This is a genomic window from Runella defluvii (assembly GCF_014195535.1).
Lineage (GTDB): Bacteria > Bacteroidota > Bacteroidia > Cytophagales > Spirosomataceae > Runella > Runella defluvii.
On sequence record NZ_JACIBY010000028.1, the window covers coordinates 1 to 23,591 of the forward strand.

Consider the following 23,591-nt stretch of genomic DNA (forward strand, 5'->3'; position numbering starts at 1 on the left):
TTCAGTCCGCAATTAATTGCCGTTGCTGCGCTGCCGTTTGACAACGTTATGGCCAATGGATTCCCGCCTTGCGTGGCCGTTACCGTAAATTTATTGGCACTCATTGGAGTGGTGGATACATGAATACTGAACGTCATGTAATCATCTGTACCATCTTCGGGCGTACCGTTGGCGTGGCAAAGTGGAATAGCTGCAACAGGCGCGATGGCATTCACACGGACGGCCACGGTATCCGTACAATTCAGTCCACTGACCGAATACACAAAACGATACGTTCCTGCCACAGTCATGCCCGTTACGTTGCCATTGGCATCAATGGTCGCCGCAGCAGGGTTGGCAGGACTACCAATAGGTACCCAGGTGCCGCCTGTAGTAATGGCCGTTAGTTTAGCTGTCGTGACTGGTGCACAAACGCTCACATCATTTCCTGCATTTGGTTTGATACATACACAATTCGGAAGCGTAAATTTATCGGTGTCTTTGCAAGCTGTGGTTGTTTGAAAACCTACATTAATGGGAACATCCACTTGGCCATTGCTTGGCATATTGAAGTTTACCGTCACTGGCGATAATACCCCTCCTGCAACATTGATAATACGGGTTGAATCTCCCGCGGTCACAATGATATTTTCGCCCGATGGATTGCTCGACCAAGACACCACTATATCCAATGGTGCTTTGCCATCTTTGCAAGCACCTACGTTTACTGCATCTATGTTTAGTACACAAACTGCTGGCTGACACGGCAAAGGTGTGCGTATGGTCTTGCTATCCTTGCAAGTGCTAGTTCCACTAAACACCGCATTAAGTACATAATCTGTATTATTGGCAGGAAGCGTAAACGATACCAACGCGGGCGAGGTCGCTGTCGTCAAGTCAATGGTTTTGGTTACACCATTGAGGGTAACGTTGATATTTTGTCCACTTGGCGCATTTGCCCAAGCTACAAACACATTGGCTGTTACTTCACTGGCAGTACCTGTCCATACGCATGGACTGAGCGTATAATTCGTGATTTTGACATCACAATTCGTATCTTGATAAATACCCAAATCCCATGTACGGTCATCCTCGCCTGCATCTAAGGTTGTTACAATCGTAATGATACCATCAGAGTCTAAAGCATCATTCCCCCCCTGATTGCTGGTGGTGGTTACGTAGCCTGCTGGCGGATAAAACTTGGCAAAGTAATCGCCAGGTTGCAAGGTAGAGAACAAATATTTACCCGCACCATCAGTCACCGTAAAGCCGACAAATAGATCGGTAGTAGGATCTGAAATGCCATCGCCATTGTCTTTATAAAGTTCCACGCGCACGCCTGAGACCCCCGTTGCTCCGTCGTCCTGAATACCATTTTTGTTGGTATCTATCCATACATAATCACCATACACCGCGGGTTGAATGGGTTTGAGTTTAATCCCCACTTTAATAGGCTCGGCGGCAAGCAATGGTTGATTATTGTCGGTACGAGTAGCGACAAAACCAAAAGAATTCCACGCAATTTCGTCATTGGTAGGGGCATCTACTGGTGCTCGCATCGGCCAGCTGAACACCAACGAATCGCCACCAGTCAACGTTTTTGTACCAAAATCAATTTTTACCGCCTGAACTTGCGTAATATCCAAAGGTGGCGTCACGCTCCAGTTAGGAGGTGTACAACCCGTTGGGAAAGGCGAAGGGTCAGAGGGTTGCTTTACTTCATCGCGGCAAGGGTTAGAAACAGTAGTATAATAAACTGTTACCCCTGCTGGCGCGGAAATTGGATTGGCCAAATTGGGTCGCCACTGACTCTGACGAGGTTGGGGGTCAATCACACCTCGGTCGCCCACAAAAGGTAAAATATCAATGATTTTGATGTCTTTCATCACCACGTTACCTGTATTTTTGATGATGAGACGATAGTCTGCGTCTCCACCTGGTACCGTTTGTCCAAAGGCAGGATAACGAGAATAGGCAACATCGCATAACCCTTTGACCCATTTGATGGATTCCATCGACGCAGAAGCTGCAATACTGATATCACATTGCCCGTAATTTGTATTAGCCCTTCCTACCAACTCAGTGGTATTTCCGTCCAAGTCCCAATCCTTCGTATCCGTAAAATTACCAAAGTTGTAGTCTGGCGCATTCGCAGAAGCATTGGAGAAAGTAGCAATAAAATCGGCATTATAAGGCCCAGGAGGAAGGGCTGGCGAAATTTTTACGGAAACACCCACCGTGAATCGTTCGCCATAAGGTACTACCGTTCCGCTTGGAAATGTCCAGCGGTATAAATCTCGTAGTACTCCTCCCGTTGTTATATAATTAGGAATAATCTCTAAGGTAGGCGGGGTCGTAATGCCCGTATTATTAGCAGTAAAAGTCTCGGAGCCTGACACATAAATAGAGCCCGAAGGTATCAATAAAGCACAGACTGGATTTAGACCGTTTGAATACCCGACATCTGCGAGTAACGTACCAGAAAAAGTCACGGTTCCACCCGCTACTTGCGCGCAATTCGACGCGTGTGCTGCACTATATATAGCCCTAGAAGTAGTAGGTCGTGGTTGTAAAGTCACCGAACTATTACACACTGTTCGTCCTGCTTGGTTGGGTATTCCTGCTGTTGTACTTGTCCACTCCATGCAGTTAGTGACTGTTTCGGCAACAGTCACCTCACCTATTGCTTTAAAATGCAATATCTGGCTACTCGACAATATAGAAGCGTTGGGCATGAAGGGACTTGTAAAAACAAACTTAATTTTTGTAAAGTAAGTCCCCGAAGGAAGATCAGGAACGCCTACACCAGCACCCAATGCAACCCAGGTACTTCCCGACACATTGGTCTGGTACTCAATGTGGTGAATATCCTCCCACTCAAGTACCCGTACCCCATTGTATTCCGCATCTTGGTCTATGATAGCGTTGGCGGGGATGGTTTCGATGATTTCCACATTTTCCAAAGGCACGTTTCCAGTATTGGTAAAACTCCACCCATACGAAAATCGCTGGCCTGGAAAGTAATTCCCACTTCCACCTTTGGTCAATACCGCAGCAGTGACAGGATTTGCTAAGGTGGTCGTCTCTATTAAATCAGAAACACAGTTGCCTCCCACATTGTCGCCATTATTGAGCACAGCCGCACTCCCTGAAAAAGGCGTATAATCGACCGTTGCAGTATTGGTCACGACATCGGATGCATTAAAAGTAGGTGAGTTAAATTTCACCTGAATATCTAAATTAAAGTAAAAACTTTCCCACGTGCCACTGCCATATTGTCGTAAGGTCAAATTGGGTATAGTGGCCGTAACCACCCCTGAGGAATAGGTTCCTGTCCCGACTTGGGTACCGTTAATGTGATATACTTTGGCACTGATAAACTCTGCATTGGCAGGTAAGTTATCGGTTACGGTAATATTGGTTGCCTGCAAAGTTCCAAAGGGCGTAAACAGAGGATTAGAACCTCCATTTGCAGAAACCCGAATGCGATACGTGGTGATGTTGTTGATCGCCCCACCATTGAGCAATGTTTTCAGGGCACAAATCCGAGGGACGGCCGTCACATTGATACAATGATTTTTAGCGCCCGAAGTAGCCCCACTGCCATCCGTTATCTCAGCGGTTGTGCAAAGTTGGGTATTATTGGGCGTAGTCAGGTTATTGGTTCTGACAATGAACTCCAATACACCCGTCGAGCCCGATGGCACTGGGTTAATAAAGGTTATCGTCAGTTTTTTGGCCCCTACCGTATTGGTAAACACAAAGTTCGCCACTGGGGCGTGGGTAGTTCCTACAAATTCGCCCACGGTATAAATATTATCGGGCAAATTAATAACGGCCTTTACATTGGAGGCGTTTCCTGTGGTACTGGAAACAGAATAATTTAATTGAAGCGTGTACTTATCCCCCGATTGAACGGTGGTCAAGTCATTTTTCTCTTTGTAATCCAACGAAATCGTTACCTGTGCCTTCGCACACAAGACTGTTCCCAATAACAAGGTTGTGAAACAAAATAACCTGTAGATTTTTGGATGAATAGAAGGAATGTAGATGTACTTTTTCATGGGTAAAATGTTTGGAATAGTATGTATCAAAGACCATCCCAAAAAGTACACAATTAACTAAAATGGATACATACGGCTCCTTATAGGATACCAAAGGAAGTGACAAATAAAACCATCCAGCAATTTTCGTAAAGAAAAAAATAAACATGCACAATCGCAATTATGATGCCGATAATAAAACATTATTATAAAAAATAAAATCAATATATAAACAATGAATTCCTGTAAACATTACCCATTTTATTTACTTTAAATATATAAATACATGTGTATATATTTATTTAAACTACTGATTATAAATTTATTACACAAAATAAAAAGAAAATAAAAATCATACAATTTATTAGTACATTTAAAACAAGTATATAATTTACTCAGCCTAATCGGATACTTTAAATCAAATAACTTGCAAAACTTTTCAACAAATAACATTTATAAATTTTTGATATACTAAAATTGAAATACATATACCGTATCTAATTATGTTTCAAAAATAAGTCTATTTAACTTCTCAATAGCCCTATCTTCATATACCTATAAAAATTTTGTTTTTTAGTATATAAAACAAGGATAATGCAAGCCATTGGGCCTAAAAAGCATAAACAGACTAAAGCCGATAAGTTTACTAGCTAAATTTGGTATATAGACTTATATCCCACTAAATAATAGTATTGAGGTTTTTCGACTGCAATTCATGTTTTGCACGCCGACTTATTGGGAGAAAATGCCCTTCCTCAAGCTCTACTTGGCTCTTTTCAAAGTCTATTTTTTTGACGAACTTTTTCTGAACCAAAAAACTACGGTGGATTTGCAAAAAGCGGCCTAGAGGCAGATGTTGTTTCAACAACGTCAGCGATTTTTTAAACGCATAACGCTTGGTCTTGGTCTGAATGAAGGTGTAGGTACGTTCTACCTCGATATACAGAATGTCTTTAATCGCAATAATTTCACCGCGAGATGTACCCCTGATAAATTGTGGTTCTTGCCTGATTTGTTGCGATAAGATTCGGATAGCGCTCTCCAAGGTATTTGTATGAAAGGGCTTCACTAAATAAAATACGTGCGAAAAATTAGCGACCTTCTCATAGATTTGGGGCACGTCTTCATTGATGATTAATATAATCGGAATTTGGAAAGCCCCTAATGATCCCAAGCATTCCTTGTCTTGGGCCGTTGCATCTTCAAAAATCGTCGCAATAATTAAGTCCACGTGACTTACTTCAATCAAATCAAGTCCTTCATCACAAGAGCCAACTTTACCAACAATTGAGTAGCCTAAATTAGAAAGCAGGAGTTCAAAATGAGAGTTTTCCAGCGGATTGGATTGGATAAACAAAATATTCATAGGTGAGAATAGGGTGGTAAAAACCAGAAATCTTGGGCAAAAGAATTACTTATTATAATAAATACCTAAAGAAAATCTACAAACGTTTGCTTAAAGGGTATATTCGATTTATACCACCATGTTTAATAGGCATATAAAATATGTCTATTAGAAAAGTGTAGAATTGACACAAGTATAGTTTCGTAACCGTTTTAATACCTAATATACCCATTCAATACCGTTTAATAAGTAGTCCCTTTTTAGCTTTAAAAAAATTCTTACTTTTGAAATCAGTATAGTTTACACTCGTTTACCCTACCAATAATATGATACATATAGACCCTGTTTCCAATCAAGTGGCCCCTCCCTACGTTAACATTTTTATTAAGCAAGAAGAATTACCACACGTTGTAGAACTACTTCTACAAACCAAGGTACCCTTTGTTGTGAGCCACCAACCTAACGATGTAAATGTGCCTACACCTTCGAGCTATGATGCTACAAACCAAGCTAGTATGGAAGACCCACCTTATGAGATGGGCGTAAGCTCAAAATCGCAAGAAGGGCATGTAAAGCGTCTTTTTTCTCTAAAGAAGGAAATTGAACGAATGATTGATTATTATTTATCGGCGGGTGAAGAGCCAAATGTAGAAGTTGTTGCCCAACGTTTAAACTTTAAAGTATCGGTATTCAAAACGCATTTTAAAGATGCTTATGGCAAACCATTTTATCAATTCTATATTGATAGAAAAATGGAGTACGCCGCCGACCTACTGCGAAAAGGAGTCAGGGGAGCACAGGTATCCCTACGAGTAGGGTATTCTCATCCCATTAAGTTTAATAAAATGTTCCAGAAACATTTTGGGGTAACGCCAAAAAAATACCAAGAAGCACTAAGTATTTATTAGAGGACCTCGTACTGAGAAGTCATTGTTAGAAGTATAGCCAATGGGCTTTGACTCCATATTTTCGTGTGTATTCCAACGTCGGAGCAGGTATTTTTACTGTATTTAGCAGAAAGAACAATGCCTTTACGCCTTTTCGACGGGTTGGAATACGCCGAAAATCTATGTCTAACGACAGGTAGTATTGCCGATAAGGGTCATATCCTAACATCCTACTTTTTTCGATTTCTGCCCCTACCATATCGTGAATGCCGTATCCAAACGACACACTCAGCCACTTCGGAAAGCGAGAGGCTGGCATAAAAGAAGCCACATTGAACGAAAACCAGTATGTTTGTCCATTGTAATCCTTCAGCCATTGTTCACTGAGGTTTTGCCCGAGTAGTTCGGGGCGAACCTTCGCAAGCGACGTCGGGTGAAAAGAAAATTTGGGAACAATGCGTTCTTCGTTCCAAAGTGCATACTGACCTAAGTACAACGACGGCCCCAGCACGTTGGCCACCATGTCGGAAGGGGAAAAACCATAGGTCGGGTACTGAAATCCGTCCAAAATTTCGATAGGAGTCAAAAACAAAAAACCCGAAAGCGCACCGTACAAGGCTGCTTGTTTACGGCTCACATTGGTTTGCTGATAAAGCGCCGCAGTATGGCGGCAAATTTGATACGCCGTAAAGAAATGCCCTACCTTGTCGAGCTGTTGCCACTCGTGCGCATCGTCACTTACGTGGAAATGGCTGAAATCATTGGTCTTGTACCACGCCTTGCTCAAGCCATAAATAGACCCAACGTAAGCTGCGCTCTCTCCCGCCATTATCCAATGCAAAGCTCGGTAATTGGGTTTAACGTTCAGCGAGTCTTTTTGTGCAAAAGCGCATCCTCTCGCCAACGTGAAACTACACAATGCAAGAATTACTAACTGTCGTCTAATTTGAGGCATTATGGTGGTTAATAACTTCCTTGGTACTTTCGTACTCCCCATTCGGCTGTTGCCAACAACAACAACAAGAAAAACAACCACTTGTTCTGAATCAATTCGGACAAGTCTTCAGCACTATCTAGGCGGTCGGGGGCCTTGTTTTTGAGCAAATAGTCTTTCAATTGTTCGATTTGGTCGGCCTTCACAAACTGCCCGCCTGTTTGTTGGGAAAGTGCCCGTAGCATTCCATAATCAGCCGTCAGGTTGAGGGTTTCAAGTGCCAAATCACGCACAATAAATTGCCCTGTCACTGATTCTATTTTGTTTTGCAAACTGGTCGTTGCTTTGTATTGATACACCCCTTGACCAAGGCCACTCAGCTCAAAACGCGAGCTTCCTTCGGCGTTGGTGTAGGTATAAGGCTTGGTTTTTCCGCGTTCATCCGTGATTTCAAGGCGAATGCTTTGTCCGTACGTTTTTTCGTAAATGTCGTTATATACTTCGGTTTCAAACGTCACTTTGTCGCCTACGTTGTATTCATTCGCCAACGGATAGACCCGAAACTTGCGTTTGTCTTCTTTGACCGAAATCAACTGAATCACTTTTTGAAGCAGTTCATCCACGGCTTCTTGTTTTTCGGTTAAGGCATATTCTTCCATGCGCCATTGCCAAATCCCCTCCCCTGCCAGTACCGCCGACTTGCGAGCGCCGCCCGTGTTCAGTACCAACAGCGGCTTTGTCGTTTTGAGGTTCCCTACGTTTTGGTACAACACCACTTCACTCCCTGGCGATAAGCGATATTCCCCAAAAGGAACCGTCAATGGTGGCATTTTTTCCAAAATACGGAGTTTTTCGGGGTCAAGGTTTAACAAATTAAAGTTCGGGTTAAACCGCCCTGAGACTTTATCAATTTGGCCTGGATTTGCCATCACCGTCACGGCGGAATTGAGCTGGCTGGCCTTGGCAGTATTGGCTTGCGAGCCTAAAATGAAGAAAAGAGGCGTATTATCGCGTTGTAAATAACGCTGAATGATATCCCCCCCGATGTTGAACAAATCGGGCAGTTGGTGCAAAATAATGAGGTCGTATTTTTTGTCGGGGTAAGTTTCAGCCGCCGGGTTGACGCCAAACACTTTGACATCCACCTCGTAGTTGAGGTTTTTCTCTAAAATGGTCCGAATCGCTTTAATGTCTGGGTGCGTGGCCAAGGCCAATACGAGCACTTTTTCTTTGCCGTCGATGATGTCAAGATAGACATCGCGGCGGTTGTTTCGAGTCGTAAACTCTCCTTTCAGCGCCTCCACCTCAATGACATAATGTTGAAGCCCCTTGACGGCCGAAGTTGCTTGAAAAGAGATTTGTTTAAAATCATCCTTCTGGTTAAAAGTCACGCGTTGACTACTCAGCGTTGAGCTTCCTTGTCGGAGGGTCACGGTGACGGTCTGTCCTTGAAAACCACTGGCGACAATATCAGCGTTAATTGGGAATTGATTTCCCAAGTAGGCAATTTTATTGGCCGCAATGTTCTTGATGCTAATGTCACGTTTAGGCAAGGTATCCCCTACGCCTACGCTATGAATTCGGAATGGATAATTGGTAAAAGTGGGTGCAAGTCCTTGGTTGCTAATGCCATCGGTGAGCAGCACTACATCGGTCAAGTTACGACCTTCGTAGTTGCTTTTTGCTCCTCCCAACATGTCAGCGAGATTGGTAGTAGGCTGATTAAAAGCCACTTTCGACAACTCTTCTTGGTAATTTTCGGAATTTAAGGTTTGAACGGCCACATCTATTCCTTCATCGGCAAGGGCTTCACGAAGGTTTTCGAGGGCTTCAAGGGCTTTTTTTCCATAGCTTGCTACCGATTCGGAGTTGTCAATCGCCAGTACCACCTTCGACTTATCGCTGAAAGTTTGGACACTTCTCAACAGCGGATTAAGCAGTAAAAAAGCGATGATACTCACCAGCGCTCCCCGAAAAAAGGAAAGCGCGTAGTTGGTTGTTTTACTCCAAATGGGTTTGGGTTGGTAAAGAAAAAAAGCATAGGCTGCCCCTGCCAACAAACACAATCCTACGTACCAATATGGTGTCTGAAAAATAATCTCGGCTGCAAACATTAGAGAATTATCGGTTATTTATTGTCCATTTTAAATCAGCTACCCGCTTTTATTCAATAACCTACCTTATTTTTATTTGTTACAGAAAAAGGCTTGGGATAAAAACTTCCCGAAAAGCTTGAAGCTTTCGGGAAGTTGAATCTATGTTTTACATCACCATTCCACCGTCCACTTGTAACACCTGCCCTGTGATGTATTTCGACATATCAGAGGCCAAAAACACGATACAGTCGGCTACTTCTTCGGGAGCGCCACCGCGTTTCAACGGGATTCCCTGTTTCCATTCTTCGATGGCTTTTTCGTTGAGTTCGCCCGTCATTTCGGTTTCGATAAACCCTGGCGCCACAGCATTGCAACGAATATTGCGTGAACCAAGTTCTTTGGCCACTGATTTTGTGAAACCAATCATTCCCGCTTTAGAAGCCGCATAGTTGGCTTGGCCAGCGTTTCCTGTCAAACCTACCACCGATGTAATGTTGATGATTGACCCACTGCGGGCTTTCATCATCACTTTAGTAACTGCTTTGGTCAAGTTAAAGATTGACTTTAAGTTAACGCGAATTACCTCGTCCCATTGTTCTTCGGTCATGCGCATCAACAAGCCATCGCGGGTAATACCTGCGTTATTAACTACCACATCAACCGTGCCGAAATCTGCCACAACTTGCGCGACAAGGTCTTCGGCCGATTTAAAATCAGAAGCATCTGAGCGATACCCCTTTACTTTTGTTCCAAATTGTTTGAGTTCTTCTTCTAAGGCTTGGCCTTTTTCGACGCTCGACAAATACGTAAAGGCCACTTGAGCCCCCTCTTGGGCAAAGCGAGTGGCAATGGCTTTCCCGATTCCACGAGAAGCCCCCGTTACGATAGCGACTTTGTTTTGTAAAAGAGACATGTATAAATAATTAAGTTTCAATTAATTTCCGAATAGCAGTTACAGTATGATTAAAACTTTCAGAGCGGTTATTTTCCAAATCCAAAAATGGAGAAACCCTTTCTGAACACTCTAATTTAGGCAATGTTTCTCGGTTTTTATATTCAGGTATAATTTTCAACAAGTACTTATTGGGGTTAGTAATTTTATCAACATTTTTAAAATCAGCCTTGGCAAGGTGCTGTTCAGGCTTCAGCCGAGGATAGGCCGCTTGTACCGCTTTCAAGTCTCCTAAAAACCAGGCTTCTAACTCTTTACAAATAATTCTAATCGAATATTCACATTTACAAGAGCCTTCAATAATACTGTTAAGTTCTTTTTTGAGTGCGACACAATTTGCACTGTCTTGATCGCGCGTCACCAGTATTTTGGCCCCAGGCATTTGGCTAATGTGGGGCAATGTTTTCCTCAGCGCTTTCTCCAAATCTTGTTTACCCTGATGCGGAAATACTTTAAAACCTACACCTTCAGGAAGCACTTTGGGAAGCAACGAATCCATGACAATTTTTGCGGAGGGTTCTTCAGTAAAAACGTATAACATTTTCATTTTATAAGTTGGCTCCAGTAATGTAATGATTGCGCCACAGCCAACCCAACTCGTTTTCTTTCGCTAACTCAGCTACTAATTTATCATTGGCAGCCGCTTTGATCGTGGTAAACCCCTTTTCTTTTACCAGAAAAAACAATTCATTGACTTTCAATCCATTCACGAAATCGGGCGAATGTGTAGAAACAAATACTTGCCCTCCCCTCTCCGCATATTCTCTAATTTCCTCGCTTAATTGCAGCAATAAATCGGGATGAAGAAAGTTTTCTGGCTCTTCGATACACAATAATGGATGAGGTTCTGGATCGTGCAATAAAATCATGTAAGCAAACATTTTTATTGTACCGTCCGAAACATAGCGAGCGACAAACGGGTCTTTGAAATTTTCGTCCTGAAAACGCAAAATAATTCTTCCATCTTCCGTTTCTTTTGCCTCTACTTTGTTGATGCCCGGAATACGTCTCGGAAGTTTTTCCAGCATACCATCAAACAATTCACGGTGATAATCATACATGTATTTTGTCACCTGTGCCAAGTTATCTCCCGTTACTGACAAATGATTAGAAATTCCAGTATCAGAAATTCTTCTACCGTAGTCGATACTAAAATTAGAAACGTACCATTTTTCAAGTAAACTTCTGAAAGAGCTAATGGCTTTAAACTGTTCAAACTGACCTAACCCCTTGATAGCCAATATATCAGGGCTAGTAACTTTTTGAGCAATCCTCTCTGCCTCTACTCCCGTTTGGCCGTATTCATTTTCATTTGTAATCGCCTCTCCAACCCCTTCTTTAAAATCCAAAAAGTGCCAAGGTTTTCCCGTTTTTTGGCCGCGTCGGTATTTTAAAACTTCTCTACTAATGTAAACCTTCCCAGTTTTAAACCCTATTTCTAAGTAATAGGTAATAAGAGGAGAACTATCACTGTCCTTTTCTTGGTTTCTAAACTTAATTTCAAGTACTATAAAATCTTTATGTACATCACAGCCTCTTGAAATTACTTCTTGAAAACCTCCTCTTTTATTAAGTGCAATCGTAACATTCGTTTGTAGAGCATCGCTTAAAAAGCCAAAAACGTCAAAGAAAGTAGATTTCCCTGAACCATTTGCCCCCAAAAACACGGCCATTGCGGGTAAGTCCTTAATGGTAGTATTTTTGAATGCTTTAAAATTCTCGACTTTTATTTGTTCAATTCTCATTCTATTGAAAGCACTTTAACTTTATCCAAGTTACTTTAAAGGGGAAGTGTATAGCTTCCCCTTTCTGTATTTTTTACTTAGGAAACACATTCTCCTCCACCAATTGGCACAGGATATGCCCTAGTAAGATATGACACTCCTGAATACGAGGGGTATCTTTGGAAGGAATATTAATCAAAAAATTACTTACTTCTTTCATCTTTCCTCCCGTTTCGCCCGTCATACCGACGGTAATCATGCCGAGTTTGTTGGCCGCTTCGAGGGCTTTGACGACGTTGGGCGAATTTCCTGAAGTTGAAATCCCGACCAACACATCGCCTTCTTTGCCCATCGCCTCAATCATCCGAGAATAGATGACATCGTAGCTGTAGTCGTTTCCGACGGCCGTTACGTAGGATGAATTGACGTGCAATGCCTCCGAATACAAAGGTGGACGGTCGTAATAAAAACGGCCGCTAAATTCGGCCGCTAGGTGTTGGGCATCGGCAGCACTTCCGCCATTTCCGCAAAAAAGCACTTTTTTACCCGCTTTGAAGGCTTCGGTCATCGCGGCAGCTACTTCTGCTACGGTATTGAGTAAAGTTTCGTCGGCTAAAACGCGATTTTTTGTATCAATGGAAGCCTGTACGATGGATTGAATTTTAGACATTAAAGTAAATGGTTGTGCCCGAAAAACTCGGTTCAAAGGTGATACAATGATTTTTAGACTAACCACTATACACCCCTACCGCAAAGAATGGGCCATCAATGAACGCGACAAAAATACAAAACTTACCCTAGGATTGCATCCCCAATCGACTAATCCTTACCGTTGGCTCTTTTAACTTCTCGATTTCACGGATGACTTCAACAATCCCGCGCAACGGAATGTTCACCCACGAAGGACGGTAGCTGATTTCGTATCCGAGTTCATAAACGGCTTTTTCGAGCAAGAAAAACAGCAATAAAAAGTTGATTTCGTTCTGACTTTTAAACAACGGATGCGGCCAACCAAAGGCTTCCAAATAGGCATCCATGTAGGTATCGCGCATGAGTTTGTACCAACGGTCGGAAACGATTTGAAGCTTTTCGGACGAAATCCCCTTGGTTTCGGCACTTTCAAACAGCTTGGCACTCACGGCATAGTGGTAGCTGCGAATCATCCCCGCTACGTCTTTGAGGGGACTATGTTTTATTTTTCGTTCGGCAATGGTGGCTTCGGGTTCGCCCTCAAAATCAATCACAATAAAATCGCCCTTGTCGGTCAGCACTTGTCCCAAATGGTAATCGCCGTGAATCCGAATCCGCAGCGAATCCAACGGCCGCGTTAGCATTTCGTTGGCAAAATCATCAATCAACTCCCGCGCTTCCATAAAAATCCACGCCAAACGCTGCGTCGGTTCATCGAGTTTATCGTAATTTTCAATCAACAACGCATACCTACGGTCGAGGAGGTCGGTAAGGCGTTTTAGTAAAAAACTACGGTAAAAATCGTCAAATTTTTCGGGGGCAAAGGCTTCTTCTGCGCCAGGGGCAAACAAACCAAGGTGCATTTCGCCAGTGCGTTTACCCAACAACGCCACTTGCTCAAACACACTTTCGTTAATACCAAACATCCCCGACGGGACGCCGTACATAAAGTCATTGAGAAAATCGCCCGTCAGTGCCCAGTTGTCTTTTTCGGCCCGAATGGCTTGTTGCATCATGCCCAGCGTTACGTCGGGCTGCCCTGCTCGTTGCCACGTAATACTTCCCGCGTAGGCTGGAATGTTGCTAAAATCAGAGTGTTGGGTCAAAAAACTGACCATTTCCACCTCGGGGTTGGTTTGGTCAAAAAGTTTTCGGTACAATTTCATAAAGTATTTCCCGCCAAACAACATCGCCGAGTTACTCGAATCAACGGGCAATACGCGGCTGTCAATCACCTCTGGCGCGTCTGCCTCCGCCAGCCCTCTGCCTTTGGTCGCTTGCAACTGCCCGTCGTCGGTCGAAAGCGCAAGTTGACCATATATAGACGTATATAATTGATGCCTAAAACCCGCGTCGTAAATTGCATCAATCCATTGTGAGGTATCTGTTTTTTCAATCACTCCTTTGACGGGGACTTCCATCTCTAACTCCACTTCCGCCAAGGGCAACTGGTATAGCTCGGGTGCTCCGTCGTGGTAGGTCGCCTCCACTATCAAGATTACGGCATCTCCTACGGGTAAAATATGAAGAATATGAAATCCTTTTTGAGGGCGGGCTTTTCCCGCAAACCACCGACAAGTATTAAAATAAGTAGGAAACACCTGAGTTTCGAGGTGTTCGATTTGAGTAGTAGTCAAATGTATCATCTTCGGTTAAGTGTTTTGAAAAACAGTGGTATGCTGTTTCAAAAGGTAAATATACAAGTAGTAGGGAGTAAAGTAGAAACTACCAAATATAAATAGCCGTAGGACAGGGTCCTACGGCTATCGTTCTTAACCTAAACTAAATCGTATGAGAATTTTAAAATGAATATCTATTTTGAAATCTCGGGTCAAAGTTCTGCAAAAAACCAATCGCCCAAATCACCCGATATGCGCCATTTTTTTCGGCGTTTTCATGGCACAAAACTAGCAAATACCCCTCAAAGCGTCGTTAAAAGCATTGTTAGGCTTTATTTAAGTTTTTTTGGGGTAGCTAACTATGGGGGTAGCTAAAAATGAGGGAGGTATCCAAATGAAATACGGTTTTTTGGGGAAAGAGGCTATTGAAAAGAAAGCCCTTTTCGGAAAAAATACGCAGAAAAAATGCTCATTTCCTGCATAAACAAACTTCACATTGGGATAACATTGGGCAAAATAAACCACTAAAAACGGGTGATTTCTGGCATACATGAATTGGGGAACTTTGTTGTGGCAATTGTTTCTAGTTGCCACGACAGATGTAAAAACCAAAATGTCCAGTTCATCTATGAAAAAAAATCTATTGTTTCTGATGCTTGGTATGCTGCTAAGTGTCGGGTTCGTCCACGCCCAAAACCGCACCGTAACGGGAAAAGTTACTGCTAGTGCAGACGGCAGTCCACTGCCTGGGGTCAATGTCCTTTTGAAAGGCTCAAATACCGGTAGCTCTACCAATGCCGAAGGCGCCTACCAAATTCAAGTTCCTAACGGTGCGACCCTCGTTTTTAGCTTTATTGGGTATGCCAACAAAGAAGTAGTGGTAGGGAGCCAAACAACCATCAACGTATCGCTTTCGGACGATGTCAAACAGCTTGGCGAAGTGGTCGTAACCGCCGTGGGGATTGAACGTAGCAACAAAACCTTGGGGTATTCGGTCGAGCGCCTTTCGGCCGACAAGCTAGTTCAGAAATCGGAGCCCGACGTGTTGAAAGCCATGCAAGGCAAAATCCCTGGGGTTACCATCAACGCCTCAGGGGGAACTGCGGGTAGTTCGTCGCGCATTACCATTCGCGGTGCTAACTCGTTTTTTGGGTCGAACCAGCCGCTTTTTGTTGTTGATGGGATTCCTTACAACAACGACCTCAACGAAAGTGGCAACTTCCGCGACAACGGCGCCTCGTTCTCAAGTCGTATCGCCGACCTTGACCCCAACAACATTGCCTCTATGACGGTACTAAAAGGAGCCGCCGCCGCCGCTTTGTACGGAACTCGGGCCGCCAACGGGGTAATTGTCATTACGACCAAATCGGGCACCAACAAATTATCCAAAAAAGGGCTTGAGATTACGTACAATTCATCGTTTTCGGCCGAAAAAATCGCTAGCTACCCCGACTTCCAAAACAAATACGGCTCAGGTTCGCAGCAGGTATATGCCAATGCTAACGGAACGTGGGGCCCTGCTTTTGGTTTGGGACGAATCTACAACGCCGCAGGGGGTTGGACCAACACCACTGCTCCCGTTGACTCCATTCCTATCTGGGTGGGTTACAACACTTACGCAGCCAACTACCCCGCGATTGCAGCACAGTACGGCCTTCGCCCCAACGGCAACGTAGCCTACCAAGCCTATCCCGACAACGTCAAGAATTTCTTTCGTACGGGCAATGTCTATGAAAACTCCATTAGCATCACGGGTGGAGGCCCAAAGGCGAGCATCACTTCGGTGATTTCGCGCACCGACCAAAAAAGCTTTTTCCCTGGCTCGGCCTTTGAACGTATCAACATCAGCATTGGCGGAAATACCACCCTTGAAAATGGCATCGTCGTAGGTGCTAACTTGGCCTATACCAATACCGTTCAAGATAGCCCACTTTTTGGGGGTGATGGGACGTCACCACTCGCGCGGATGTTCCAACAGCCTCGTAACTGGCCACTCGACAAGCTTCCTTACGAAGATCCGTTTGGAAACGGTGTGTTCTTCTTCCCATTTGGGCAAGCAGACAACCCTTTTTGGTCAATCAACAACAGCATTTATACCAGCAAGGTCAACCGCATTTCGATGAATGGTAGTCTTTTGTATGACATCACCAACTGGATGAATATCAGCTACAAAGGCGGCTATAATACGTACAACGACAACCGCTTTCAGCGGATTTCGGCAGGGTCGCTTTCGGGTGCGCAAGGCATTGGAAGTATGCAGTTTGATGCCATTTCTTTTGGCGAACAAGACCACAATTTGCTCTTGAATTTCAAACACGATTTGACGCCCGACATTGACCTCCGTGCCGTGATAGGTGCCAACTACAACGAACGTAAGTTTGACCAAACGAGCGTCAATGGTCTTGGGATTGTCACGCGGGGTATTGACCTGATTACCAACGTAAGCACCGTTACGCCCAACACAGGAAACACAGGCATGAGCAAGCGCCGTTTGTATGCCACGTTTGCGGATTTAACGCTGGGGTATAAAAACTACCTGTACCTTACGCTCACAGGGCGTAATGACAAGTCATCGACCTTACCCGCCAACAACCGCAGCTATTTCTATTATTCGGGAAGTGCTTCCTTTATTTTGACCGAAGCCTTGGGTATCAAGTCGAATGTATTGAGCAACGCCAAACTTCGCGTAAGTTATGCCAAAGTAGGCCGCGACGCCGACCCTTACCAAGTGCTTAACACCTTCCGTATCAACTTGGGAGAAAGCTCTGGTTTAGTAGGCTCGACTCGTTACAACGACTATCCATTCAATGGCCAATCGGGGGCTTCGGTAGCAGCTTCGGCTTTCGACCCAAACTTGAAACCTGAGTTTACCAAAGAAGTAGAAGTAGGAACGAACCTTGAGTTTTTTGGTGGACGCGCGTCGTTGGACTTGACCTATTATAACCGTTTGAGTACCGACATCATCGCCCGCCGTTCATTGCCGCAATCATCGGGTTATACTTCTTTTGTCACCAACTTTGGTTCTATTCGTAACTCAGGAATTGAGGCAGGACTTACCTTGGTGCCTATTCAGCTCGCCAATGGATTTAAGTGGGATATTTTCACGGCCTATACCCAAAACCGCAACATCGTCGAAACGCTAGCGGAGGGAGTTGAAGAAGTAACGTTACGTAATATTTACACCAATCAGCCCATTCCTGTGGTACGCCCTGGCGAGTGGTTTGGGGTATTGCGTGGTACGGCAGTGGCTCGGGACGAAAACGGTAATGCTCTTATTAATCCCAACACAGGTTTGACTATTCCTGATACCAAACAAAAAATCATTGGTAACCCTAACCCTAAATTTACCTTGGCCGTTAGCAACACTTTCCGTTTCAAAGGCTTTACCCTTAGCGGAGTGATTGACTATCGTCACGGCGGAGATTTGTATTCGTGGACTAACCAATTCTTGTTAGGACGTGGGGTAACGCAAGACACCGAAAACCGTGAAATACCAAAAGTAGTAGCGGGGGTTCTTGGCGATGCCAATACGCTCAAGCCATTGTTAGACGGTGATGGCAAACCCATTCCGAACAATATTCAGGTAATGGAAAACAACCTTTGGTTTCAATCGGCGGGTGGCTCGTTGGCCGTAAACGCCCCTAACGAATTTTCGGTTTGGGACGCCACGGTCGTTCGTTTGCGCGAGATTACCTTAGGATATTCGCTGCCGAAAGGTTTGTTGGCAAAAACACCTTTTGGTTCGGCTAACATCACGTTGAGCGGCCGTAACCTTTGGTTTTTTGCCCCTAACTTCCCTAAACACTCCAACTTTGACCCTGAAGTAAACACCTTCGGAAACAGCAACACGCAAGGAATCGACCTATTTGCCGCTCCTTCTGTTCGCCGTTATGGGGTCAACCTAAGTGTTACTTTCTAACAACAAAACTGAAAATACCATGAATAGAATCTTAAAAAGTGTCACCCATATTACGCTCATTGCGTCCCTATTACTACTCAATGCGTGTAACCTCGACATCAACAATGACCCTAATAACCCCTCGTCGGTCAATTCGAGTCAACTACTTACCAATGCCCAACTCGACATTGTCAACTCACTGGGGGCTGGGCCAACGGGTTTGGCCAATCCTGCGGGGGTTTTTGTGCACCAAGTAACCCAACGAAGCAACAACGACCAGTACGCCATTACGGGGCAGGACTTCCCCGTGACCCAAGCGTGGGCCAACATGTACCGTGCCGTACAAAACTTAAATGTGCTCATTGAACAAGCCAATGCAAGCCAGCAATTTGCCTATACGGGCGTTGCCCAAATCACAAAAGCAATGGCTTTCAGCTACATGGTGGACGTATGGGGTGAAATTCCTTTTACCGAGGCCAGTACTTCGGCCAAAGTTCCTTTTCCTAAATTTGATAAAGGACAAGACGTTTATCCTCAGCTTTTTGCGATGATTGACGAAGGAATTGCCAACCTTGCCAAAACGTCGGCGCTCAGCCCTAAAACCGACGATTTGATTTATGGCGGAAACCTAACGCGCTGGCGGCAATTTGCCAAAACCCTGAAACTCAAACTTTATAATCAAATCCGTTTGGTACAAAATGTGAGTACGCAGGTGAATGCCTTGATTGCAGAAGGAGATTTGATGACGTCGGCAGGAAGTTTTTCACTCAACTACGGTACTTCAAGTGCCCCCGACAACCGTAACCCGATTTTCCGTGAAGATTACAACATCACCACTTCGGGCCGCGACAATTACATCAGTCCGTATTTTCACGAAATTTTACTTGGAACAAGCACCCTCAATACCGTATTGGACGGCATTCGTGATCCGCGCATTCCGTACTATTATTTCAACCAACTTTCGGCGGCTCGTCCCACGGCTCAAAACCCTGTCGAGTACCGCAATGGCAACTTTGTGTCGATTTACTTTTCGTCACAAGGCCCTAACCAAGGCTTTGACCAATCTTCGTCTAACACCATCGTTGGGTTGTATTATTGCGGTGGTCGGTACGACGATGGTAATGGCGTATCAGCAGCAGGCGTAAGTGGAGCTTCGGCCCGTGGTGATGGCCCTCAGCGTATTTTACCGTATCATTCTTACTTGTTTACGCGTGCCGAATTAGCACAAACGGGCGTCGGAACGGGCAATGCAAAACAATTATTTACGGATGCCGTCAACGCCGCTTTTGCTGAGGTCAACGCTGCGGCTGCTCGCGGAGGCGCCCCTGCCCTTTCGGCAGCCACCATCAAAGAGTACGTGGATGCTGTTTTGGTCAAATTCGATGCCGCCAATGACAATGGCAAACTGGAATTGATTATGACCGAAAAATGGATTGCCAACTTTGGTTTTGGGCTAGAGTCGTACAACGACATTCGCCGTACGGGTTTTCCAAAAATTTATGACCCCAACACGGACAACATTGCCTTTACCAACCTCAACCGTGGTTACCCACAGTCGATGCCTTACCCAGTTCCTGGCGAGCTTCAATTGAACCCCAATGCTCCTGCCCAACGCGTCATTGCAACCGCAAAAGTCTTTTGGCAGAAGTGATTTAGTCGATGGTCAATAGTCCATGGTCGATAGATTCAATTTCAAAAACCTTTACTATGGACTATCGACTGTGGACTGTGGACCTCATCATCGACTATTAACTACTAAAAACAAACAGAACATTTTTATGAAAAAGACAACATATCTTCTTTCCCTCCTTGGTTTTTTTATGCTGGCACTGGCTGGCTGTGAGACCAAAAGCCCGTTTCCTGATATTGCGCACGGGGCTAGTTTTGTGGCTTGGCCCGACCCGCTTCCTGCGGCTGTAACGGCGGCCAATATCAACATTATTAACGTGCCGCTTGCCAATGTGGCCTCGGCTAACATGGCTTTTACGACCCAAAGTGCCAACGCCGACGAGATTTCAAAAGTAGATGCCTATGTAAGTCACGTACGCGGCACGGTGGTAACGCCAGCGGCTTCTACGGCGGCACCGCACGGCGTGATGGTCAAAACCCTGACGAGCCTCAATGGCAAAGAACAACTTTCGGTGTCGGAACTGCTTTCAAAAACGGGCATAACCGCCGCTAATTTACGCGCCAACGACCGCCTTCGAGTTCGCTTTGTGGCAACGATGAAAGATGGTCGGGTATTTTCGTGGCAAAATTCGGGGCCAGGAATTAATGCCAATGCCTTGGGTACTAATTTTACGCCCCTTCTTGACGTGATTTTACAGTAAACTACCTCCCAGTCGATTTCAAACGGGCAATAGGAAACTATTGTCCGTTTTTTTTTACTTCAAAAACTACTGTTAATCAATAGATTACTTCTGCAAAAAACCCTTTAATGCGTTTTTAATGGTGCATTTGGAACAAAACCTAACCTACACTTGTATATTACGTACAGACATTAAATGTATCAACATATAAAATCATGGATTTAATTGAAAGCTTACAGTGGCGTTATGCCACCAAAAAGATGTCGGGCAAGCAAGTGCCACAAGACAAAATTGACTACATTTTGGAAGCCATCCGCTTGTCACCTTCTTCGTCAGGATTGCAGCCTTATGAAATTATTGTGGTAACGAATGAAGAATTAAAAGAGAAAATTAAGCCCATCGCATTTGGCCAATCTCAAATTACTGATGCTTCGCATTTATTGATTTTTGCAGCGTGGGACAACTATACCGAAGAGCGTATCAATGCCGTTTTTAAGCGTTCCAACGCCGAAAGAGGGCTTCCCGACAGCGCCACCGACGACTACCGTAAGCGTTTGCTGGGCATGGTACTTGCCAACACACCCGAGCAGAACTTTGCCCACACAGCCAAACAATCTGCCATTGCGCTTGGCATTAGCCTCGTAGCTGCCGCCGACCAAGAAGTAGATGCCACTCCAATGGAAGGCTACAACGCCGCACAATTGGATGAGTTGTTGGGATTAGCCGAAAAGGGGTTGAAAAGTACCGCCATCGTAGCGCTTGGCTACCGCGATGAAGACAACGACTGGTTGGCGAAACTCAAGAAAGTAAGAACGCCCAAAGAGCTATTATATACCCACGTAAATTAACAGCCCCCTCACAAGTAAAATGCCACCGATGACAATTTGTTCAGGGTGGCATTTTTTATTTTACTCAAATGACGTATAAATTTTCAGTGGATATCGACTTTCTTCTTCCGACAACAACGTAGGGGTTGCATCAGCAAACTCCTTAAAATCGCGCACCAAGTGCCTAAAGTCATGATAACCAGCTATTGTGACAACGTCAAGCCAATCTAGCTTTGGATTTTTTTCTTTTAATCGAAACGCCTTGCTAAATCGAACAATTCTAGCAAATGTTTTGGGACTTAGCCCCATTTTTTCGTAAAACTTCCGACGGAATTGCCGTCCGCTCAAACACGCCATATCAGCCAGTTGGTCTATCGAATACAGCTGCGGCGACTGTACCATTGTGTGAATGACTTTATCAAAAGGCTGTTGAGACAATGATTGTCGAGCGTATTGGCGCACTAAAAATCCCTCAACCAAAGCCGCCATCAAATCATAATTTGAGGTAGCCGCCAATTGTTCATTAAGCTCTCGAATTTCAGTTGGCCAAATCAACGAACTGTCTATCGAACAGTCAAACAGCTCCGTCATTGGAAGCTGCCCTAAAAGTGCGTGCAACCCACCTGGCCGAAACACTACCGCCACCGTGAGGTGATTAGGGTGTAACTCCAGATTCACCCGCGTCACTTGCGGCCCAACTATAATACTTGGCGAATTTGTTAACAAAGACGCTTCTACGCCTTTTCGACTAATGACGGGGTCACGGGCATAAAAGTACAAACACTGGTCGGGGCTGGCAGGGAAAGGCTTGGTAATGATTCCATTTGTACTCTCAATTTCTACGTGCATAACCGTGTATTCTCGCACAAAAGGGCGCAAGGCTAAGCAGGGTGAATAAACACGTAAAAACATATTTGATACGGATAGATTACAACTGAACTTGGTACTTTTTGATGATTTCGGGAAGCTTGTCCCAGAAATACACAATATCGTGTTTTTGTGCCAAAGCCGCAAAATCTTCGGGTTGAGGACGGGTTCCTTTGGCCAGCAACTGACTCAAATCTCGGAGGTAGTCTTCGTGCCCCCCTGGCATACTGATTTCAAGGCACTTAGCGGGAGTTTTACCTGCATTCCAAAACGTGTGTATTTTTCCTTTGGGTCTCAAATGGACATCCCCCGAGTGGAGCGTAACCACTTCTCCCTCAACCCATACTTGTACCGTACCCTCCAAGACATAGCACACTTCATCAAACGTGCGGTGAAGATGAGGCGGCGCCCCCAACGTACCTACTGAAATAACTGCTTCGGCAAAAGCTAATTGGCCTCCCGTTTGATTTTTCTTTAATTTAAAGTCAAAAATTGAACCCCCTATTTTCAGGCGTTCACCTTCGTCTTTCCGAACCAAAACCGCCTGGGTTGGCGTGTCGGAAGCAGCACTAAATCGTGGGAATAAACCTGCGACAAACAAAGAGCGCAGCGTAAATCGGCGAGAAAAAACAGGAGCCATTCTAGTAGTGGTTTGTTGACACAAAACTAGAATGGCCCTTGTAACAAATGGGTGTAAAAAACGGACAACCTAAGGTTATTCGTCTTCCAATGCCTCCAGCACGTCCATCAATTCTCCAAAGTCTTTAAAACCTGGACGAATTTCTTCGCTTCCTCGCAAAGCTACGCCCGTTATCGCCGTCGTTTCGGACAAGGAAGAAGCATTTTCGGGTGTAATTCCAAACCCAATTAAAATGGGGAAACGGCTCGCAATCGTCCCCAAAAACTCAGGCCAATCGCCGTCCAACGCACTTTCGGAGGCAGACTCTAGCAAGAAGTAAGACGCATACTGCAAATTATTTTCCATGATTTCGACCACCGTATCCACGTCTTGGTCGGCTTCTACCCGTAAAATAATGGGTTTGATGGTCTCGGCTTTAAGCCACGGCAACACGCTTGCTTCGCTAACCTGAACGGCATCGGGTTGGTAGCTTGTTATCTTTTCTACAATAACTTCGGCATCGGTCGAAGTGGTTTCAGCCACAATTTGCACCCCCGCAATCCACGAGCGTATTTCCTGAAACTTTTTAAGGTCAACAAAACTCCCCGAGGTTTCATCCACCGAAAAACCCAACATTTCCACCCCCATTCCTGCACAATAACGAGCATCGGAGAGGTTGGTTACATCACTTATTTTAACAATTGTCTTTAGCATATTTTCTTTCAAAATAACGGGCGAATATACACCAAATAAGCCAAAAGACCCCACCAAATTGCTTCGGCGGGGTCTTTTACTAAAAATC

17 protein-coding genes are annotated in these 23,591 nt (G+C 44.6%); 5 read left to right on the forward strand and 12 right to left on the reverse strand.

Going from position 1 to position 23,591, the window contains the following annotated elements; genetic code table 11:
- A partial coding sequence (locus FHS57_RS30285) for an SdrD B-like domain-containing protein (RefSeq protein WP_310587029.1) occupies positions 1-4,043 on the reverse strand: 4,043 nt, incomplete at its 3' end.
- Positions 4,044-4,701: 658 nt separating this feature from the next.
- Positions 4,702-5,388 carry a LytR/AlgR family response regulator transcription factor gene (locus FHS57_RS30290; protein WP_183980343.1) on the reverse strand — a complete coding sequence of 229 codons (687 nt, stop codon included), beginning with the start codon at positions 5,386-5,388 and terminating at the stop codon, positions 4,702-4,704.
- A gap of 305 nt (positions 5,389-5,693) precedes the next feature.
- Between FHS57_RS30290 and FHS57_RS30295 the strand changes: the two genes are divergently transcribed.
- A complete protein-coding gene (locus FHS57_RS30295) occupies positions 5,694-6,275 on the forward strand; it encodes a helix-turn-helix transcriptional regulator (protein WP_183980345.1) in 582 nt (193 codons plus the stop codon).
- A 25-nt stretch (positions 6,276-6,300) separates the two neighbouring features.
- Here the strand turns inward: FHS57_RS30295 and FHS57_RS30300 are convergent, their stop codons facing one another.
- The 7 genes from FHS57_RS30300 to FHS57_RS30330 all read right to left on the reverse strand — a co-directional run bounded on the left by FHS57_RS30300 (position 6,301) and on the right by FHS57_RS30330 (position 14,296).
- Positions 6,301-7,209 (reverse strand): DUF2279 domain-containing protein, encoded by a 909-nt coding sequence (locus FHS57_RS30300; protein ID WP_229601501.1) that lies wholly within the window; start codon positions 7,207-7,209, stop codon positions 6,301-6,303.
- An 8-nt stretch (positions 7,210-7,217) separates the two neighbouring features.
- Positions 7,218-9,302 (reverse strand): vWA domain-containing protein, encoded by a 2,085-nt coding sequence (locus FHS57_RS30305; RefSeq protein WP_183980349.1) that lies wholly within the window; start codon positions 9,300-9,302, stop codon positions 7,218-7,220.
- Between the two features lie 148 nt (positions 9,303-9,450).
- Complete coding sequence (gene fabG, locus FHS57_RS30310) at positions 9,451-10,197, reverse strand: 3-oxoacyl-[acyl-carrier-protein] reductase (protein ID WP_028526963.1); 747 nt, start codon at positions 10,195-10,197, stop codon at positions 9,451-9,453.
- Positions 10,198-10,207: 10 nt separating this feature from the next.
- On the reverse strand, positions 10,208-10,783 hold the full coding sequence (locus FHS57_RS30315; protein ID WP_183980351.1) for a DUF4276 family protein: 576 nt from the start codon (positions 10,781-10,783) through the stop codon (positions 10,208-10,210).
- A 1-nt stretch (position 10,784) separates the two neighbouring features.
- Positions 10,785-11,981, reverse strand: coding sequence for an AAA family ATPase (locus tag FHS57_RS30320; protein WP_183980353.1), 1,197 nt, complete (start codon positions 11,979-11,981; stop codon positions 10,785-10,787).
- A gap of 73 nt (positions 11,982-12,054) precedes the next feature.
- Positions 12,055-12,630 carry a D-sedoheptulose-7-phosphate isomerase gene (locus FHS57_RS30325; protein ID WP_122931509.1) on the reverse strand — a complete coding sequence of 192 codons (576 nt, stop codon included), beginning with the start codon at positions 12,628-12,630 and terminating at the stop codon, positions 12,055-12,057.
- A gap of 127 nt (positions 12,631-12,757) precedes the next feature.
- The gene (locus FHS57_RS30330) at positions 12,758-14,296 is read right to left on the reverse strand and encodes a maltokinase N-terminal cap-like domain-containing protein (RefSeq protein WP_183980355.1); all 1,539 of its coding nucleotides are present in this window, start codon (positions 14,294-14,296) and stop codon (positions 12,758-12,760) included.
- A gap of 601 nt (positions 14,297-14,897) precedes the next feature.
- Here FHS57_RS30330 and FHS57_RS30335 point away from each other — a divergent pair.
- From FHS57_RS30335 to FHS57_RS30350, 4 genes are all read left to right on the forward strand, one after another.
- Positions 14,898-18,188, forward strand: a complete 3,291-nt coding sequence (locus tag FHS57_RS30335) for a SusC/RagA family TonB-linked outer membrane protein (RefSeq protein ID WP_183980357.1) — start codon at positions 14,898-14,900, stop codon at positions 18,186-18,188.
- Between the two features lie 19 nt (positions 18,189-18,207).
- Positions 18,208-19,818, forward strand: coding sequence for a SusD/RagB family nutrient-binding outer membrane lipoprotein (locus FHS57_RS30340; protein ID WP_183980358.1), 1,611 nt, complete (start codon positions 18,208-18,210; stop codon positions 19,816-19,818).
- Between the two features lie 127 nt (positions 19,819-19,945).
- A complete protein-coding gene (locus FHS57_RS30345; protein ID WP_183980361.1) occupies positions 19,946-20,497 on the forward strand; it encodes a hypothetical protein in 552 nt (183 codons plus the stop codon).
- Positions 20,498-20,691: 194 nt separating this feature from the next.
- Positions 20,692-21,324: a nitroreductase family protein gene (locus FHS57_RS30350; RefSeq protein WP_183980363.1), complete on the forward strand. Its 633-nt coding sequence runs from the start codon at positions 20,692-20,694 to the stop codon at positions 21,322-21,324.
- Between the two features lie 60 nt (positions 21,325-21,384).
- On the opposite strand, the gene FHS57_RS30355 is transcribed toward FHS57_RS30350, so the two are convergent.
- The 3 genes from FHS57_RS30355 to trpF all read right to left on the reverse strand — a co-directional run bounded on the left by FHS57_RS30355 (position 21,385) and on the right by trpF (position 23,503).
- Positions 21,385-22,215, reverse strand: a complete 831-nt coding sequence (locus tag FHS57_RS30355; protein ID WP_183980365.1) for an AraC family transcriptional regulator — start codon at positions 22,213-22,215, stop codon at positions 21,385-21,387.
- Positions 22,216-22,231: 16 nt separating this feature from the next.
- The gene (locus FHS57_RS30360) at positions 22,232-22,810 is read right to left on the reverse strand and encodes a cupin domain-containing protein (protein WP_183980367.1); all 579 of its coding nucleotides are present in this window, start codon (positions 22,808-22,810) and stop codon (positions 22,232-22,234) included.
- 75 nt (positions 22,811-22,885) lie between these two features.
- A complete protein-coding gene (trpF, locus tag FHS57_RS30365) occupies positions 22,886-23,503 on the reverse strand; it encodes a phosphoribosylanthranilate isomerase (protein WP_183980369.1) in 618 nt (205 codons plus the stop codon).
- Positions 23,504-23,591: the final 88 nt, after the last annotated feature.

Bases quoted from the DNA above. Each gene is read 5' to 3' on its own strand.
- FHS57_RS30290 (WP_183980343.1), bottom strand. From the start codon at position 5,388: ATGAATATTTTGTTTATCCAATCCAATCCGCTGGAAAACTCTCATTTT.
- FHS57_RS30345 (WP_183980361.1), top strand. From the start codon at position 19,946: ATGAAAAAGACAACATATCTTCTTTCCCTCCTTGGTTTTTTTATGCTG.
- FHS57_RS30305 (WP_183980349.1), bottom strand. From the start codon at position 9,302: ATGTTTGCAGCCGAGATTATTTTTCAGACACCATATTGGTACGTAGGA.
- trpF (WP_183980369.1), bottom strand. From the start codon at position 23,503: ATGCTAAAGACAATTGTTAAAATAAGTGATGTAACCAACCTCTCCGAT.
- FHS57_RS30315 (WP_183980351.1), bottom strand. From the start codon at position 10,783: ATGAAAATGTTATACGTTTTTACTGAAGAACCCTCCGCAAAAATTGTC.
- FHS57_RS30350 (WP_183980363.1), top strand. From the start codon at position 20,692: ATGGATTTAATTGAAAGCTTACAGTGGCGTTATGCCACCAAAAAGATG.
- FHS57_RS30335 (WP_183980357.1), top strand. From the start codon at position 14,898: ATGAAAAAAAATCTATTGTTTCTGATGCTTGGTATGCTGCTAAGTGTC.
- FHS57_RS30360 (WP_183980367.1), bottom strand. From the start codon at position 22,810: ATGGCTCCTGTTTTTTCTCGCCGATTTACGCTGCGCTCTTTGTTTGTC.
- FHS57_RS30295 (WP_183980345.1), top strand. From the start codon at position 5,694: ATGATACATATAGACCCTGTTTCCAATCAAGTGGCCCCTCCCTACGTT.
- FHS57_RS30320 (WP_183980353.1), bottom strand. From the start codon at position 11,981: ATGAGAATTGAACAAATAAAAGTCGAGAATTTTAAAGCATTCAAAAAT.
- FHS57_RS30330 (WP_183980355.1), bottom strand. From the start codon at position 14,296: ATGATACATTTGACTACTACTCAAATCGAACACCTCGAAACTCAGGTG.
- fabG (WP_028526963.1), bottom strand. From the start codon at position 10,197: ATGTCTCTTTTACAAAACAAAGTCGCTATCGTAACGGGGGCTTCTCGT.
- FHS57_RS30300 (WP_229601501.1), bottom strand. From the start codon at position 7,209: ATGCCTCAAATTAGACGACAGTTAGTAATTCTTGCATTGTGTAGTTTC.
- FHS57_RS30340 (WP_183980358.1), top strand. From the start codon at position 18,208: ATGAATAGAATCTTAAAAAGTGTCACCCATATTACGCTCATTGCGTCC.
- FHS57_RS30325 (WP_122931509.1), bottom strand. From the start codon at position 12,630: ATGTCTAAAATTCAATCCATCGTACAGGCTTCCATTGATACAAAAAAT.
- FHS57_RS30355 (WP_183980365.1), bottom strand. From the start codon at position 22,215: ATGTTTTTACGTGTTTATTCACCCTGCTTAGCCTTGCGCCCTTTTGTG.